Origin of the sequence: Intrasporangium flavum (assembly GCF_001956915.1) — a bacterium.
Classification (GTDB): Bacteria; Actinomycetota; Actinomycetes; order Actinomycetales; family Dermatophilaceae; genus Monashia; species Monashia flava.
Genome location: NZ_MLJO01000003.1, coordinates 392,422 through 408,890, shown reverse-complemented (window position 1 = coordinate 408,890; position 16,469 = coordinate 392,422). Strand labels below are relative to the sequence as shown.

The 16,469-nt window shown below is 71.2% G+C and carries 8 protein-coding genes and 1 pseudogene; 7 read left to right on the top strand and 2 right to left on the bottom strand.

Annotated features, from left to right (window positions below):
- Positions 1 to 193 precede the first annotated feature (193 nt).
- Complete coding sequence (locus BIV28_RS03540) at positions 194 to 1,360, top strand: glycosyltransferase (protein WP_076259283.1); 1,167 nt, start codon at positions 194 to 196, stop codon at positions 1,358 to 1,360.
- Positions 1,361 to 1,382: 22 nt separating this feature from the next.
- On the opposite strand, the gene BIV28_RS03535 is transcribed toward BIV28_RS03540, so the two are convergent.
- Positions 1,383 to 2,333: an acyl-CoA thioesterase gene (locus tag BIV28_RS03535; protein WP_076259281.1), complete on the bottom strand. Its 951-nt coding sequence runs from the start codon at positions 2,331 to 2,333 to the stop codon at positions 1,383 to 1,385.
- Positions 2,334 to 2,427: 94 nt separating this feature from the next.
- The gene (locus BIV28_RS03530) at positions 2,428 to 6,765 is read right to left on the bottom strand and encodes an FtsK/SpoIIIE domain-containing protein (RefSeq protein WP_076259280.1); all 4,338 of its coding nucleotides are present in this window, start codon (positions 6,763 to 6,765) and stop codon (positions 2,428 to 2,430) included.
- A 291-nt stretch (positions 6,766 to 7,056) separates the two neighbouring features.
- Between BIV28_RS03530 and BIV28_RS03525 the strand changes: the two are divergent.
- From BIV28_RS03525 to BIV28_RS03495, 6 genes and pseudogenes are all read left to right on the top strand, one after another.
- A pseudogene (locus BIV28_RS03525) lies at positions 7,057 to 7,689 on the top strand (ATPase, T2SS/T4P/T4SS family); the annotation flags it as partial.
- Positions 7,690 to 7,720: 31 nt separating this feature from the next.
- On the top strand, positions 7,721 to 9,142 hold the full coding sequence (locus BIV28_RS03520) for a recombinase family protein (RefSeq protein WP_076259278.1): 1,422 nt from the start codon (positions 7,721 to 7,723) through the stop codon (positions 9,140 to 9,142).
- Positions 9,143 to 9,230: 88 nt separating this feature from the next.
- Positions 9,231 to 11,993: a type I restriction endonuclease subunit R gene (locus BIV28_RS03515; RefSeq protein ID WP_207555733.1), complete on the top strand. Its 2,763-nt coding sequence runs from the start codon at positions 9,231 to 9,233 to the stop codon at positions 11,991 to 11,993.
- On the top strand, positions 11,990 to 13,315 hold the full coding sequence (locus tag BIV28_RS03505) for a restriction endonuclease subunit S (protein WP_083706990.1): 1,326 nt from the start codon (positions 11,990 to 11,992) through the stop codon (positions 13,313 to 13,315). Before BIV28_RS03515 ends, BIV28_RS03505 begins: the two co-directional genes overlap by 4 nt.
- The gene (locus BIV28_RS03500; RefSeq protein WP_076259275.1) at positions 13,312 to 14,226 is read left to right on the top strand and encodes a restriction endonuclease; all 915 of its coding nucleotides are present in this window, start codon (positions 13,312 to 13,314) and stop codon (positions 14,224 to 14,226) included. Before BIV28_RS03505 ends, BIV28_RS03500 begins: the two co-directional genes overlap by 4 nt.
- Positions 14,227 to 14,249: 23 nt before the next feature.
- A complete protein-coding gene (locus BIV28_RS03495; RefSeq protein ID WP_076259274.1) occupies positions 14,250 to 15,746 on the top strand; it encodes a type I restriction-modification system subunit M in 1,497 nt (498 codons plus the stop codon).
- Positions 15,747 to 16,469: the final 723 nt, after the last annotated feature.

Below are 16,469 nucleotides of genomic sequence, written 5' to 3'. Positions count from 1 at the left end.
AAAGGGTGTGAGTCGTCCTCGCCCGCGCGTCGCGTCGGTCGCTCGGACCGCGCGCGGGTCGGGTCGGGAGCGACGCTAGGGCGGCCGGGGGAGGGGCCGGGTGCTGTCGGCGTGGCCATCGGGTGAACACGCGGTGTCCGCCCGGTGGGGCCGATCGGCGCCGGGGACGCGGGGCGCGTGCCACGCTGGTCGGGTGCGCGTCCTCTTCTCGACGACCGCGGGTGCCGGCCACTTCGGCCCGCTCGTCCCGGTGGCGCGGGCGTGCGCGGCGGCCGGGCACGACGTGCGTGTCGCGGCCCCCGCGTCGTTCGCCGCCGACGTGGCGCGTGCGGGCCTGGCCCACGAGCCGTTCGACGACGTGCCCGGGCCGCTCCTCGAGGCGGTGTTCCGCGAGCTGCCGGGGCTGCCCGAGGAGGAGGCGAACCGGCGCGTCGTGCGCGACGTCTTCGGCCGACTCGACGCCCAGCACGCGCTACCGGGGCTGCGGAGGGTCGTGGCCACGTGGCGGCCCGACGTCGTCGTCCGCGAACCGATCGAGCTCGGCTCCCTGGCGGCTGCCGAGGAGGCCGGCGTGCCGCACGCCCAGGTGTCCATCGGCGTGGCGCGCATGCAGCGCTGGGCGGCGCCGCTGCTCGCCGAGCCGCTCGCCGAGCTCGACGCCATCGCCGGGCTCGACCAGGGGACGCTCGGTGCGGCCTCGGCCGCCGAGACGACCTACACGTCGGTGCCGCCCGGGCTCGACGGCGACGACGCGGCGGGGCTGCCGGTCGTGCGCTACCGGGTCGCGGGGACGGCACGGGCCGGTGCGCTGCCCGCGGCGTGGGGCGACCCCGGGGATCCGCTCGTCTACGTGACGTTCGGCTCGGTCGCCGGCAACCTCGGGCACCTCGGGCACGTGTACGGCGCGGCGCTCGCCGCCCTCGCCGAGGCGCCGGTGCGGGTGCTGCTGACGACGGGAACCGGGATGGATCCCGAGGCACTGCGTCCTTGGCCGGCGAACTCCCATGTGGCGCAGTGGTGGCCGCAGGACGAGGTGATGCCGCACGCGGCCGTCTGCGTCGGGCACGGCGGGTTCGGCACGACGATGTCGGCGCTCGTGGCCGGCGTGCCCCAGGTGGTCGTCCCGCTCTTCGCGAGCGACCAGCGGCTCAACGCCGAACGCGTCCAGGCGGTGGGTGCGGGGGTCGGGCTGCTCGGTGGTGGCGCGGAGCTCGGCGGGTTGGGTGAGGCCGTGGGGCAGGTGCTCGCGGGTGACGGCTACCGAGAAGTGGCGCGTGCGCTGGCCGCCGAGGTCGCGGCCCTGCCGGACGTGTCGGTCGTGGTCGACTCGGTCGAGAAGGTCGCAGCCGGCGAGGCGTGAAAGGCGTGGGCCGCCTTGTGCCTCAGGGGATGTGGCGCTCCTCCGCGACCCGGTTGCGCAGCTCCATCAACTCGAGGGCGTGGTCGCGCAACGCGGCGTCCTCGTCGCTGACCGGGTGCCAGGGCCGGGCCGGCAGGGCCCGCCCGTCGGCGTCGAGGGGGACGAAGACGATGAGGGAGTGCGTCGTCAGGGCGAGGTCGCCCGTGGCCGGGTCGCCGGAGCGCACGTGCACGCTGATGTGCATGCTCGACGTGCCGGTGAGCAGCAGCCGTGCCTCGACCTCGACGAGGTGGCCGATGCGCAGCGGCCGGTAGAACCGGACGCCGCCGGCGTAGACGGCGACGTTGGCCGCGCTACCCGTCCACCGGGTGGCGAGGACGTGTGCGGCCTCGTCGATCCAGCGCATGACGATGCCGCCGTGCACCTTGCCGCCCCAGTTGACGTCGGTCGGCGCGGCGAGGAAGCGCAGCACGGCGCGGGGCGCGGTGCCGGCGTCGCTGTAGGTCTGGGCCTTCATCGCCTCGGCGATGTCGGCGCGCAGCCCGATCCGCGCGACGGCGGCCGCCTGCTGGTCGCGCTCGGCGTCGGTCTGCGGCTCCCAGACGGGCACCGGCGTCGGCTTCCCGTCGGCGTCGACGGCCACGAAGATCATGAGGCACTCGGTGGTGGGGTGCAGGTCGCCCTCGCGCGGGTTGCCGGCCGAGACGGCGACGTGGATGTGCATGCTCGAGGTGCCGGTGTGCACGATGCGCGCGGTGGCCTCGACGAGGTCGCCGACCTCGACGGGGCGGGTGAACCGGACGTTGCCGACGTAGGCGGTGACGCTGTAGGTGCCGCTCCAGCCGGCCGCCGCGGCGTAGCCGGCCTTGTCGATCCACTCGAGCACCCGGCCGCCGCCGACGGTGCCGGAGTACCCGGCGTCGGTCGGGGCGGCGAGGAAGCGCAGCGTGATCTCTCGGGCACCGCGTGGCATGGCGTCTCCTCGCGTCATCTCGTCGGCGGACGGGGCGTGGGTCAGAGCGTGGCAGAACCGGGGCGGTCGCGTGGGCGGCGTCCGCCGCGCGCCGTCAGGGGGCGACGGAGCACGGCTCGGGGCGCACGACCTGGAGCGGGGTCGCCTCCCCGTCGCGGACGAGGTGGCCGCGCCCGGCGCGTCGCTCGAACGGGCCCTGGAGCCGGGCACCGAGCAGGTCGCCGTCGACCGGCGAGCCGGCGCCGAGCAGGAGACCGTGGCCGTCGCGGGCCAGCTCGGGCACGAGCCCGCGGAAGGCCGCGGCGGCCCGCGCGAGGTCGGCCGACCCGACGACGACGCCGTCGGTCGCGTCGAGCAGCCCGCAGGCCTCGAGCAGCGCGTCGCCGAGCGGGGTGCCGTCGAACCGCTCGAGGTCGTCGACGACGACGCAGAGGTCGGGGTCGGCACGCCGTGCGGAGATGAACGCGTCGCGGTCGCCCGGGCCGAGGACGGCGCAGCCGGAGTCGTCGAGCTGGCCGGGCACGGGGGAGCGCGGGGTGGCGAGCACGACGACGGGGCGGCCGGCGGCCACCAGGCCACGGGCGACGACGGCGAGCGCCGACGACCGCCCGCTGCGCGCCGGCCCGGCGACGAGGAGGCGTCGGGGCATGCTGCGCAGGTCGAGGTGGACGGGGCGTGCGGCGTCACCGCCGATGCCCAGGCCCACGAGCATCGGGTTCCCGGTGCCGGGACCGAGGTCGCCGAACCCGAGGTCGCAGGTCCTCACGATGCCGGGCAGCGGCCGGACGGTCCACGGCAGGTCGACCGTGTTCGCCCCGTGGTCGTCCGGGGCCGCTCCCGTCTCGACGCCGGTTCGCGCCGGCGCGACGTCACCGGGCAGCGCCACCTGCACGTCGAGCCCGCTCGCCGGGTCGACGGCCCGTCCCGGGGGACGGCGTCGCCCTGCTCGAGCGGGGTCGACACCGGCGAGCGTCAGGTCGAGGGGGTCGGGCACGTGGAGCACGAGCCGACGGGCGAGCAGTCCCGCGATCCGGCCCGACAGCACCCCACGGCCCCCCGTGACGGCGACCGCGATGCCGCGCGCCGAGCCGTCGCGGACGATGCGGTGCAGGTCGTCGAGGCCGGCACCGTGGTCGACGTCGGCGAGGGCGTCCTCGACCGCCTCGAGGCCGTCGACGAGCAGGAGCGTCGTGCGTCCGGACACGGGTGCGTCGAGCTCGGCGGCAAGGCGGGCGAGCACCCGCCGCACGAGGTGGGGGTCGGCCGCGGACGTGACCGAGCCGACGTGCGGCAGGGCGGCCAGGCAGGTCAGGGGCCCGGCCACCCCCTCGACGGCGTGCACGTGCAGACGCCGGGGGTCGCGGGCCGCCGTGAGGGCCTCGACGAGCCGCAGCAGCGTCGTCGTGCGCCCCGAGCGAGGACCGCCCGCGACACCGAGCGTGCCGTCGGCGTCGGGGTCCCAGACCCACGGGCGGCGCGACTGCTCGTCCGGGACGTCGGCCAGGCCCACGACCACCCCGCCGTCGACGTCGGTCGCATCGGCCCCGGCCAAGCTGGTGGAGGGCAGCGTCGTGGGCAGCTCGGGCAGCCAGGGGGAGGCCGGCGGGGTGATGCCCTCCGCGTCGGCCGCAGCCCGGACCGCGGTGACGACCGCGGCCAGCTCGGTGGTGGCCGGGCGGGGTGTACCGGCTCCGGCTCCCGGGGCGGGGTGGCCGGGCGCGGCGGACGTCCCGCCGTCGAGGCGGTGGACGGCTATGCCGCCCGGCTCCTCATCGGGGAGCACGGGACCGCCGGCCCAGGCGGTCTGCAGCGCGAGGAGCCGCTGGTCCGCGCCGCGCACGAACCCGCGGCCGGGGAGGGAGTCGGGGACGGTCGCGGCGTCCGGCGCGTCGATGACGTCGACGCTGTCCGAGCGCTCACGCACCCGCAGGCAGAGCCGGAGCGAGACGTTGGCCCGCATGTCGGCGCTGACGATGCCGCCGGGCCGCTGCGTCGCCAGCACGACGTGCACCCCGAGCGAGCGCCCCACGGCCGCGATCCGGACCAGTCCGTCGACGAACTCGGGCAGGTCGTCGGCCAGCGCCTTGAACTCGTCCACGACGATGACGAGGCAGGCGAGCCGCTCGGCCCCCTCGGCGGCGGCTGCGGACCCGGCGCCCCCCAGGCTGGCGGTCCGGGCGCGGTGGTCGTCCCAGTCCTTCGCGCCGACGGCGGCCAGCACCCTCTCCCGGCGTCGCAGCTCGGCGCGCAACGACGTCAGGGCACGCCGGGTCAGGTCCTCGTCGAGGTCCGTGACGACCCCCAGCACGTGCGGCAGCCGGGCGCACTCCCCGAATGCGGCGCCGCCCTTGTAGTCGACGAGCAGGACCGAGACGTCGTCGGGGCGTGAGGCCACGGCGAGCCCGGCCACGAGCGACTGGAGCAGCTCGGACTTGCCTGAGCCCGTGGTGCCCCCGACGAGGGCGTGGGGGCCGGCGGCCGCCAGGTCGAGCAGCCACGGCCCGTCCGCGGTCGCCCCGACGCGGGCGACGGGGCGGCCGTCGGAGGTGCCCCACGCCGCTGCGACGTCGGTCGCCGAAGTCGGGTCGAGGCCGGCGAGGCGGTGGAGGTCGCGGAAGGAGACGCGCGAGGGGAGCGCGGCCGTGCCGGTGCGGGGCGTCGCGTCGGTGAGCGGGGCGAGGGACCGGGCGAAGGCGTCGAGCCAGCCGGTGGAGGGCAGGTCGGGGACGACGCCGCCGGTCAGCGTGCCACCGCGGCGGAGGGTGGCCGCGCCGGTGCGGTCCAGCGTCACCAGGGCGACCGCCTCGGCCGGGAGCGCCTCGGTCGTGCGGTCGAGGGCGAGGAAGGCGAGGCCGACGTCGGGGCCGTCCCGGAGGAGGTCGGCGACCCCGGGCAGCTCGCGCAGGGCGCTCGCGCCGTCGAGCACGACGAGGGTGTCGACGCGCGGACGCCGGTCGTCGGTCCCGGGCGTCCGCGTCGACCCGGCCGTCCCGGTTCGACGGACCCGCGCGGGCCCCTCACCCGTCTCGTGCCGGCGGGCGACCTCGTCCACGAGCGCCGCGACGGTCGCGGCGGCTGAGGCGGCGTCGGTGCCGCTCCCGGCGCCGGCAGCCGCATACCGTGCGACGTGCGGCAGCAGCCCGCACCACGACCACGCGTCGGCCGCGTCGGGGGCCGTCACGACGACGACGTCGAGATCCTGCGGCGTGTGCCACGTGCACGCCTGGGCGAGCATCGACCCGGTCACCGAGCGGACCTCGGGCGCCGGGCCGGCCAGGCCGACGACCCGCGTGGCGTCGAGGTCGACGACAGCCGGCACCTGGTCCAGCACCGGAGGTTCGTGCGGCGTGCCGGAGCACGTGACGGCTGCGGGCTGGTCGGCGAGGCCCAGCCGCAGCGCCAGGTGGTCGGGGTCGCCCGGGCGCCGGCACCAGAGGTCGGCAGCCCGCGCGGTGACGACGTCGAGCAGCCGGGCCGGCCCGGGGTGCGCCGCGCGGCGCTCGGCCTCGTCCTCCGCAGCCAGGTCGCGCAGCCGTTGCTCGGCCAGCACCGTGGCCGCGCGGTGGTCCTGCACCTGCCGACGGTAGGACGAGCGTCCGGACCGCCGGTCGCCCCACCACTGCGCGAGGAGCAGGACGGGGGACAGGAGGGCGAAGAGCAGGAGCGTGGGCGAGGACAGGGCCCAGGCCAGCACGACCGACGCCACGAGCGGCACGCCGGCCGCGACGAGCGGGGCCCGTGCGTGGTCCGGGCGCCTCGGTGGTTCGGGGAAGGACACGGTGCGCCCGGCGTGGCCCGGCACGAGCCGGGGCGAACGGTGGAAGCGGACCCGTCCGCCCGCGACGGTGTGGTGGCCGGGCCGGGCCGGGCTGTCGGCGAGGGCCAGCACGGTGGAGCCGATGCGCAGCCGGTCACCGGGGCCGAGGCGCGTGCCCTCGGGCGGCACCGTCCGGCCGTTGACCGTCGACCCGTTGGTCGGCGAGAGGTCGCGCACCGTGAGGCCGTCGCCGCGCACGTCGAGCACGGCGTGGGCGCGGGAGATGCCACGGTCGTCGAGGCGCACGCCCGAGGACGCCGCGCGGCCGACGACGTGCTCGCCGCGGCCGACGGCGACGGTGCGCCCGGCGTCGACACCCCCGACGACGCAGAGCCGGACGGCGGCCGGCGAGGGGGCGGCACCGGGCTCGGCCGGCAGTACGGCCTTGTCAGACAGCCCGAGGACCGCTCCGTGCAGCAGCGGCGGCTCGCCCACCACCGCGGCGTCGGGGAGCGTCCGGCCGCCCGCCTCGACCCACGTCGTCGCTGCGCCGCTCGCCGTGGCCAGTGGCCCACGCAGCTCGGCGAGCGTCGACCCGGCGGGTGCCTCGACGACGACGTCGACCGGGCCGCGGGAGGGGCGGTCGCGGTCGACGACGGTGAGGCGCAGCTGCACGGGGTTCTCCTCGTGTGACGGGTGAGCTCGCGGACGGCCCGGGCGGGCGCACGCGGCCCCGCCATTCGACCCGTTCCGCGCGGGCGGCGGCGGCGGGCGCCCACAGCTGTGGACGACGCCGGACGCCGGGTCGGCGGAACCCGTAGGGTCCGCGCGGCGTGCCGTCGAACGTCGTCGGTTGCGTCCCTGTGGATCGTTTGCGATGGTTCGAGCGCGTTTGGCCTAGGTTGGACGAGCCACAACGGCGGTGGCCCGGCAGGATGGCCGGGTCCACGACGAGTCAGGGGAACGATGTCGACACACGAGGCGGTGCGCCATGTCGAGGGCGAGGTGCGCGAGCTCATCCGCCGCACCGGCCTCGACCCGGCCAGCGACACGGCGGCGGTCCGGCGGCTCGTCGAGGACGCCGTGCAGGACTACGACCAGCGCTCGCTCCACGGCGGCCTGCCGACCCTGGGCGACCAGCGTCTGGCCGTCCACTCCATCCTCGCCGTCGTCGCCGGCTACGGCCCGCTCCAGCAGTACTTCGACGACCCCACGGTCGAGGAGATCTGGATCAACGAGCCGAGCAAGGTGTTCGTCGCCCGAGGCGGCGTCGCCGAGCTGACCCCCACGATCCTCACCGCCGAGGACGTCCGCGACCTCGTCGAGCGGATGCTCAAGACGAGCGGCCGTCGCGTCGACCTCTCGAGCCCCTTCGTCGACGCCACGCTGCCCGACGGCTCGCGCCTGCACGTCGTCATCCCCGACATCACGCGCACGCACTGGCAGGTCAACGTCCGCAAGTTCGTCGTCAAGGCCGACCACCTCGACGACCTCGTCCGCCTCGGCACCCTGACCCGGCAGGCGGCCACGTTCCTCGACGCCGCCGTCGCGAGCGGGCTCAACGTCCTCGTCGCCGGTGGCACCCAGGCCGGCAAGACGGGCTGTCGGTTGAGACACCTATCATGGCGATGTGGACGGGCAGCGAAACAGGGCGGCGATCTACGCTCGCATCTCCCAAGACAGGTCGGGAGCTCAAGCGGGGGTCACGCGGCAACTTGAAGACACCAGAAAGTTGGCCGCCGATCGGGGCTGGGAGGTGGTCGAGGAGTTTGTGGACAACGACATCTCGGCCAAGCAGCGTCGCTGGTCCACGTCCCAGTTGAGGTTCGTGAACACGACCCGGCCGGGCTACGAGGCGCTTCTGGACGCCATTCGGGAGAACCAGGTGGACGTCGTGCTGGCGTGGCACCCCGACAGGCTGTATCGACGGCTCCGGGACCTCGAGGACCTGGTCGACATGTTGGAGCGGAACAACGTCGAGGTAGTCACGGTGAAGGCGGCGAAGGTCAACCTGTCCACCGCCGCGGACCGGCTCAATGCGCGCCTGCTCGGCTCAGTGGCCATGTACGAGTCGGAGGTGAAGTCAGAGCGCGTGGCGGCGGCGGCAGAGCGTCGTGCTCGAGAGGGCAGGTTCTCGGGCGGGATGCGACCGTACGCCTACGAGCCGGATGGACGAACTATCCGGGATGCTGAGGCTTGTCATCTGCGTGCCGCCTACGAGCGCCTCCTCGCCGGGCTGTCGTTGGCCGAGGTAACGCGCCAGTTGACGGCAGCCGGCTCCACGTCGAGCACAGGAAGGCCATGGACGACGTCCCACTTGAGGACCGTCCTCCTATCGCCGCGGTTCGCCGGCCTGGCAACCCACAAGGGAGCGATCGTGGGGGAGTCTGAGTGGCCCGGGGTGGTGGACCGGGAGACATGGGAGACGGTTCGAGCCATCCTGACGGACCCGGCACGCAGGACCACCCCCGGGAACGCGCCACGTCACCTGCTGTCTGGGATCACGTTCTGCGCCCGAGCCGACTGCGGGCGAGCATGCCGCGTCTCCACCACAGGTGGGGCAGGTCGGGCTCGTCGGCTGGTGTACCGATGCCCCCGAGGTCACGTGATCCGCTCGAAGGCGCTGCTCGAGGAGTACGTCACCGAGGTGACACTGGCGTACCTGGAGCGTGAAGGTGTCCGCCCCCTGTCGGCGCAGGAGCAGGTAGTGACGCCCGCTCGAGACACGGACCTGTTGCGGGGCCGGTTGGAGGCGTTGGCGGTGGACTATGCCGAAGGGGTGGTCACCCGCGAGCAGTTCCTGGCAGGGACCCGGACGGTGAGGGCGCGGTTGGAGGAAGCGGACCGTGCCTCAGTTGCCGCTACACACGCAAGGGCGCTGTCGGTAATGCAGGGCGTGCCCGACCTCCACGTCGCCTGGGACGGACTCGACCTTGACACTAGGCGCGCCGTGATGCGCGCCCTCTGGCGGATCGAGCTGGTGCCGCAGCCTTCGGGCAAGTCTGGCGTCCATCCTGATGGAGTCCGCATGACACCTGCAGAAGGCTCATGAGGTGGGCCACCCGACCTTGATGGTCGCGCCGCCCATGTGGAACTGAAATGTCCGATGTGGCCGCGACACGGTGGCTAAGGTGACGCCCATGGGGGAACCCGACGCCGAAGCGAGGCTCGCAGCAGAGCAGCGCGCACGGGTCATCATCGACCGTCAGCTGACCGACGCCGGCTGGTCCGTTCAGGACAAGAAGAACCTCAACCTCTTCGCTGCCCAGGGCATCGCCTGCCGCGAGGTCGTCATGAAGGCCGGCCACGGCCGCGCCGACTACGTCTTGTACGTCGACAAGAAGGCGGTCGGCGTCATCGAGGCAAAGTCCGAGGGCACCGCCCTCTCGGGGGTGGAGTGGCAGTCCGGCATGTACGCCGAGGGACTGCCGGCCGACGTGCGCTTGCGCGCAGTGACCACCGAGCGGCGGCTTCCGTTTGTCTTCGAGGCCAGTGGCACCGAGACGCACTTCACGAACGGCTATGACCCGGACGCTCGGGCTCGACGGCTCTTCAACTTCCCCAAGCCGAGCACGCTGGCGAAGATCCTTCGTGACGCGAACGCGGAGCCGGACCAAGCCACTTGGCGTGCCAAGGTCCGCCGCATGCCCGAACTCGACACCACGCTGCTGCGTCCCGCCCAGATCACGGCCATCTCCGGGATCGAGAGCAGTCTCGCCGGCCAGCGGTACGACCGGTCGCTGGTGCAAATGGCCACCGGCGCCGGCAAGACCTTCACCGCCGTCACCGCCGCCTACCGGCTCCTGCGCTACGGCGGGTTCCAGCGCATCCTCTTCCTGGTCGACCGGAACAACCTCGCCGAGCAGACCCTCGCCGAGTTCCAGAACTACCGCACCCCCGGCGACGGACGCCGCTTCACCGAGATCTACGGCGTCGACAAGCTCTCCTCCGCCGGGATGCTCGGCTCCTCCAGCGTCGTCGTCTCCACCATCCAGCGCGTCTTCAAGGCATTGAGGAACGAGGAAGTCACGGCCGTCGACGATCCCGGCCTCGACGACTACGTCCCCGACACCCCCGTCACCGTCGCCTACAACCCGGCCCTGCCCCCGGAGACGTTCGACCTCGTCATCGTCGACGAGGCCCACCGGTCCATCTACGGGGTGTGGCGGGGAGTCCTCGAGTACTTCGACTCCCACGTCGTCGGGCTCACCGCCACGCCAGGCAAGCAGACCTTCGCGTTCTTCCGGCAGAACCTCGTCTCGGAGTACACGTATCCCCAGTCGGTCGCCGACCGGGTCAACGTCGACTTCGACCTCTACCGGATCCGCACCGAGATCTCCGAGAAGGGCGGCAAGATCGACGCCGGTCTCTTCGTGCCCAAGGTCGACCGCCGCACCCGCAAGGAGCGCCTCGAGCAGCTCGAGGAGGACTACGAGTACACCCACAAGCAGCTCGACCGGGCCGTCACCGCCAAGTCCCAGATCCGTCTCGTGCTCGAGACCTTCCGCGACCGGCTGTTCACCGAGATCTTCCCGGGCCGCTCCACCGTCCCGAAGACGCTGATCTTCGCCAAGGACGACGCCCACGCCGAGGAAATCGTCACCACGGTCCGGGAGGTGTTCGGCAAGGGCAATGACTTCGCGGCCAAGATCACCTACGCCGCCCGCGACGCCAAGGGGCAGCTCCAGGCCTTCCGCACGTCGCCGTCACTCAGGATCGCCGTCACCGTCGACATGATCGCCACGGGCACCGACGTCAGGCCCCTGGAGTGCGTCTTCTTTATGCGCGACGTCCGCTCCGCCCAGTACTTCGAGCAGATGAAGGGCCGCGGCGCCCGCACCATCACGCCGGCCGACTTCCAGGCCGTCACCCCTGACGCAAGTGCCAAGACCCGGTTCGTCATCGTGGATGCCGTCGGGGTCACGGAGCATGACTTCGTCGAGCCGCCCCTCAACCGGGACAAGGGTGTCCCGCTCAAAAAGCTCCTCGACAAGGCCGCGGCTCTGTCGCTGACCGAGGACGAGACCGCCACCCTCGCCTCGCGCCTCGCCAAGCTCGAACTCGAACTGACGCCGGGGGAGCGCGCCGAGCTCGACGACGTCGCCGGAGCGCCCGTGCGCGACATCGTCCGGAGCCTCGTCAACGCCGTCGACCCCGACACCCAAGCTCAAGTAGTCCAGGACGCGACGGACCCGGCCGCTGCCCTCCAGGAGCTGCTCGACGAGGCGATCAAGCCACTCGCGGCCAACCCCGAGTTGCGAGCTCGGATCCTCGAACTGCGCGCGACCCACGACCGCGTCATCGACGAGGTCAACGTGGACACCCTCATCGATGCCCACGGCGTCGTCGACACCACCAGAGCCAAGTCCATCGTCGAGTCTTGGAGCGCATACCTCACCGAGCACCGCGACGAGATCACGGCCATCCAGCTCGCCACGGAGGCGAAGGAGCGCCGCATCGCCTTCGCCGACATCCAGGAGCTCGCCGACCGGATCTCCCGGCCGCCGTACAACTGGACCACCGACCTGATCTGGGACGCGTATGCGGCTGTGGACGTCGACCGGGTGCGGCACAACGACCGCCACACCCTGACCGACCTCGTCTCCCTGCTGCGCTATACGGTCGGGGTCGACAGCGAGCTTGTCCCGTACGCCGACCAGGTACGGGAGCGGTACGCCGCGTGGCTCGCGCAACAAGAACAGGCTGGGACGACGTTCAGTCCCCTCGAAAGGTGGTGGCTCGACCGCATGGTCGAAGTGATCGCATCCTCCGCCGGCATCACCGCCGACGACCTCGACCAAGCACCCTTCACCGACAAGGGCGGCATCGACGGTGCCCTCCGCGACCTCGGCGACCGCACCGGCGACCTCATCGACGAGCTCAACTCGGGGCTCACCGCGTGACGCTCCGCACGCCCCCCGAGGAACTGGTCCGTCGCGCTGAAGCCTCAGGTCACCCCGGTTTGGTCGGCAAGGCTCCCCACTGGTCCCGCGTACGGCTCGGTGACGTGGCGCGCGTCGTCAACGGTGCCGCGTTCCAGTCGGTCTACTTCAACCGCGATGGCGTCGGACTTCCACTCATCCGCATCAGAGACGTCGGTACCAGTTCGGTTTCGACTTGGTACGCCGGCCCTTGGGAGCCGTCGCATTTGATCGCGCGCGGGGACTTGCTTGTAGGCATGGACGGCGACTTTCGAGCGGCTCGCTGGCGCCTTGGTAAAGCTTTGCTCAACCAGCGGGTGTGTCGAGTCGAGGTGGACGAAAGCCGGTACGACCCTAGGTTCCTGGAGATCGTGCTGCAGGGGTACTTGAACTTGATTTGGGATGCCACGTCGTCCGTCACCGTCAAGCACCTGTCTTCAAGGTCCATTTCCGACATCCCTCTGCCCTACCCGGAGATGAACGAGCAACGGCGCATCGTCGAGATCCTCGAGGACCACCTTTCCCGCCTCGACGCCGCAGCCGACAGCTTGTCGAAGGCGCGATCACGCCTCGAAGCACTCCGCAGGAGCGCCCTCGATGCACACTTCGGTGGTACTGAGGGAAAGGTGCCACTCGGTGATCTGCTAACTGAGATCTCGGCAGGCAAGTCCTTCGGTGCCTCAAGTTCGCCTGCCACTGCGGATGAGTGGGGCATCATCAAGGTCAGCGCCATGACGTGGGGTCAGTTCGATCCCGGCGAGAACAAGGCCGTGCCAGCAGATCGAGTAGACCCGAGGTTCGAGATACGTTCGGGAGACCTCCTGGTGAGCAGGGCAAACACCAGCGAATACGTCGGGGCCAGTGTTCTTGTGGGCGACGTCAGGCCACGGCTGCTCCTCAGCGACAAGAGTCTGAGGATCACTCCTCGTGCTGACGTCAGCTCAGAGTGGCTCTGGCGCGCCTTGCAGGCGCCGTCTGCGCGGCGACAGATCTCGGCCTTAGCTACGGGGACGAAAGACTCGATGCGCAACATCTCTCAGGGATCGCTGCGTCGCGTGCAAGTCCCTCTACACGACTCCAGGCAACAAGCGACGGCCTTGGCCACCTTCGCCCAGGTGGACGCGGCAACCCGACGACTCGCCGCGCAGGTGCAGGCTCAGGCGCTGCGGTGCACCGCCTTGCGGCGGGCGCTCCTCAGCGCGGCCTTCGAGGGAAAGTTGACTGCGCGAACCTCGGACGACGACGTTGTTGAGGAGTTGACAGTGCCTGCAGACACAGCCGATTTCGCGATGAGCATGCCGTGACGATCCCAGACTTCCAGACGCTGATGCGCCCAGTCCTAGAGCACCTTGAAGATGGCTGCATCCGGCGGTCGCGCGATGTGAAGGACGCCATGGCGGAGGAGTTCAGACTCACCGATGTCGAACGCAAGGCAATGCTTCCCAGCGGACGTCAACGGACGATGGACAACCGCGTCGGCTGGGCGCTCACCTACCTGACACAAGCCGGCCTCGTGTCCAGACCGAGCCGCGGACAGGTCGTCATCTCCGACGTCGGGCGAGCCGCGTTGAGCGTCAACCCTGGTCGGATCGACATGAAGACCCTCGAGTCGTATCCCTCCTACGTGGAGTTCCGTGAGCGAACCCGAAAGGCACCAGTACCACTGCCAAGCGTTGCGGTCGCCCCCATCGCTGAGGCAACCCCCAGCGACCTGATCGAGCAGGCCGTGTCGACAAACCGGGCGGCCGTCGAGGGGGAAGTGCTGCAGAGCGCCCTAGCGCTGTCACCGACCGGTTTCGAGGACTTGGTCATCCGACTCCTTGAGCGAATGGGGTACGGCAAGGCGGGTTCGGTCGAGCGCACGAGTGCCTCCGGTGATGCCGGGGTGGACGGCATCATCAGCCAAGATCCCCTCGGGCTCGACCGGATCTACGTGCAGGCGAAGAGATATGCCGAGGGACGGACCATCGACCGGCCACGGATCCACGAGTTCGCCGGCGCCCTATTGGGCAAGCAGGGCGACCGTGGCGTATTCATCACGACCTCCCGCTTCTCGACCGGAGCGCGGCAGGAAGCCGAACGGATCAACGCCCGCATCGAGTTAATCGACGGCCCCAGGCTTGCGGAGCTGTTGGTGGCGTACGGCGTTGGCGTGCAGGTCGAGCAGACCGTCACCCTGTACCGCCTCGACGAAGACTTCTTCGACACCCTCTGACTACCAAGAAAGACCGAACTCCCGTGGCTGATGCACGCCGGCTTGTCGACAAGCTGTGGTCCTACTGCGACGTCCTGCGCGATGACGGCGTCGGGGTCATCGAGTACACCGAGCAGCTGACCTACCTGCTCTTCCTCAAGATGGCGCACGAGCGCGCCACCCGAAAGCTCAAGCCCGAGCAGATCATTCCCGATGACTACTCCTGGCAGCGGCTGCTCGACGCCCAAGGCGACCAGCTTGAGCTCACGTACACCCGCATCCTCGTCGGGCTGGCACGCGAGCCGGGCGTGATCGGAACGATCTTCCGCAAGGCTCAGAACAGAGTCCAGGACCCGGCCAAGCTCAAGCGGCTCATCGTCGACCTGATCGACAAGGAGAACTGGTCACAGTCCGGCACCGACATCAAGGGGGACGCCTACGAGGAGCTGCTCTCCAAGGGCGCCTCGGACAAGGGGTCCGGCGCGGGCCAGTACTTCACACCTCGAGCGCTGATCCAGGCCATCGTCGACGTCATCAGGCCGTCCGTGGCGGACACCGTCGTCGACCCGGCGTGCGGCACAGCAGGCTTCCTATTGGTCGCTCACGACCACGCTTCTCGCGGCGCGGAGTCCATGACCCCGACGGAGCGGGACAAGCTGCGGGATGGGTTGGTCCGTGGCTACGAGCTCGTCGACGGCACCGCTCGTCTGGCGGCCATGAACCTCCTCCTGCACGGCATGGGCACCGCCAACGGAGACTCTCTCATCGAGGTTCGCGACTCGCTTATCGCCGACCCCGGACAGCGATGGTCGGTGGTGCTGTCGAACCCGCCGTTCGGGCGCAAGTCGTCTCTGACGATGGTGGGTGCCGACGGCCGCGAGGTCCGCGAGGACCGGGAGATCGAGCGCCAGGACTTCGTCGCGACGACGAGCAACAAGCAGCTGAACTTCGTCCAGCACATCATGACGATCCTCGACACGAACGGCCGCGCGGCCGTAGTGCTGCCGGACAACGTGCTCTTCGAGGGCGGCGCGGGGGAGACGATCCGCCGAAAGCTCCTGAGCGACTTCAACCTGCACACGATGCTGCGGCTGCCTACGGGGATCTTCTACGCGCAGGGCGTCAAGGCCAACGTGCTCTTCTTCGAGAAGAAGGTCGCGCGTCCCGGGCAGCCGTGGACCGAGAAGCTCTGGGTCTACGACCTGCGCACCAACATGCACTTCACCTTGAAGCAGAACCCGCTTCGACGTGCCGACCTCGACGACTTCGTCGCCGCCTACCGGCCGGGCGCATCGACCGGCGAGCGGACCGAGTCGGAGCGGTGGAAGGCCTTCACGTACGACGAGATCGTCGCCCGCGACAAGGCCAACCTCGACATCACCTGGCTGCGCGACGAGTCCATCGAGGACCTCGACAACCTGCCGTCGCCGGACGTGATCGCGCGTGAGATCGTCGAAGACCTGACCGCAGCGCTGGCCGAGTTTGAGGCCGTCGCGTCGGCGCTCGAGGCGCAGCTCTCGACGACGGATGCGGGTAGCTGAAGTTGTTCGGTCAGCTGGGCGGTGTTTGGCACATGCTCGCCGCCGACGGGGAGGGGGTTTGGTCAACGCGGTGTGGGCGACTCGCGCCGCTAAGCCTGCTCGATGACGCAGAACCTGCGCTTCCCAAGGGAGCGGCCCGTTGCCGTGCGTGTCGGACTGCCCCCAAACCCGCTTCGCGCCGACCCACGTCCCGTCCGCGCACGGCGGCAGGCTGCCGTGACTGCCAAGGCCCGGGGACGCAGGGCCGCTTCGACGGCTACTGCGGACTGTGCGCCCTCAGACATGGCTTCCTGAGTTGCACCAAGTGTCGTGTGCCGTTCAAGCCATCAGGTGGTTCGGCCACGACGGCGGGCCGAGGGCGGTGCCCGAAGTGCGGAAGGCAGCGGCGGGCCCAGCCGTCGGTGTGGATCTCGGCGCAGGCCGGCGCGCCCGGCCTCGGCCGGAACCGCTGAGCCAAGCACCGGCTCCGGGCTGATGCCTACCCACTGAACGGCGACGACAAAACGACGGACGCCATCGCGGCGTCCCGGTGTGACGATGGTGTCCGCGCATCACAGCAGGTCAGGGAGTCGTGGACGAGGCTGGACGGTGTCGGACGCCTGAGCGGCAGGGGGACCGGCCCGTATGGTCGAACGGGCGACGCGGTGAACGGCGCAAGCCGTGTCCGCTTTCATCGTGACGCTGCTGTCCCAAGGCGTCCCAAGGCGTCCACCCGGGTCTGAC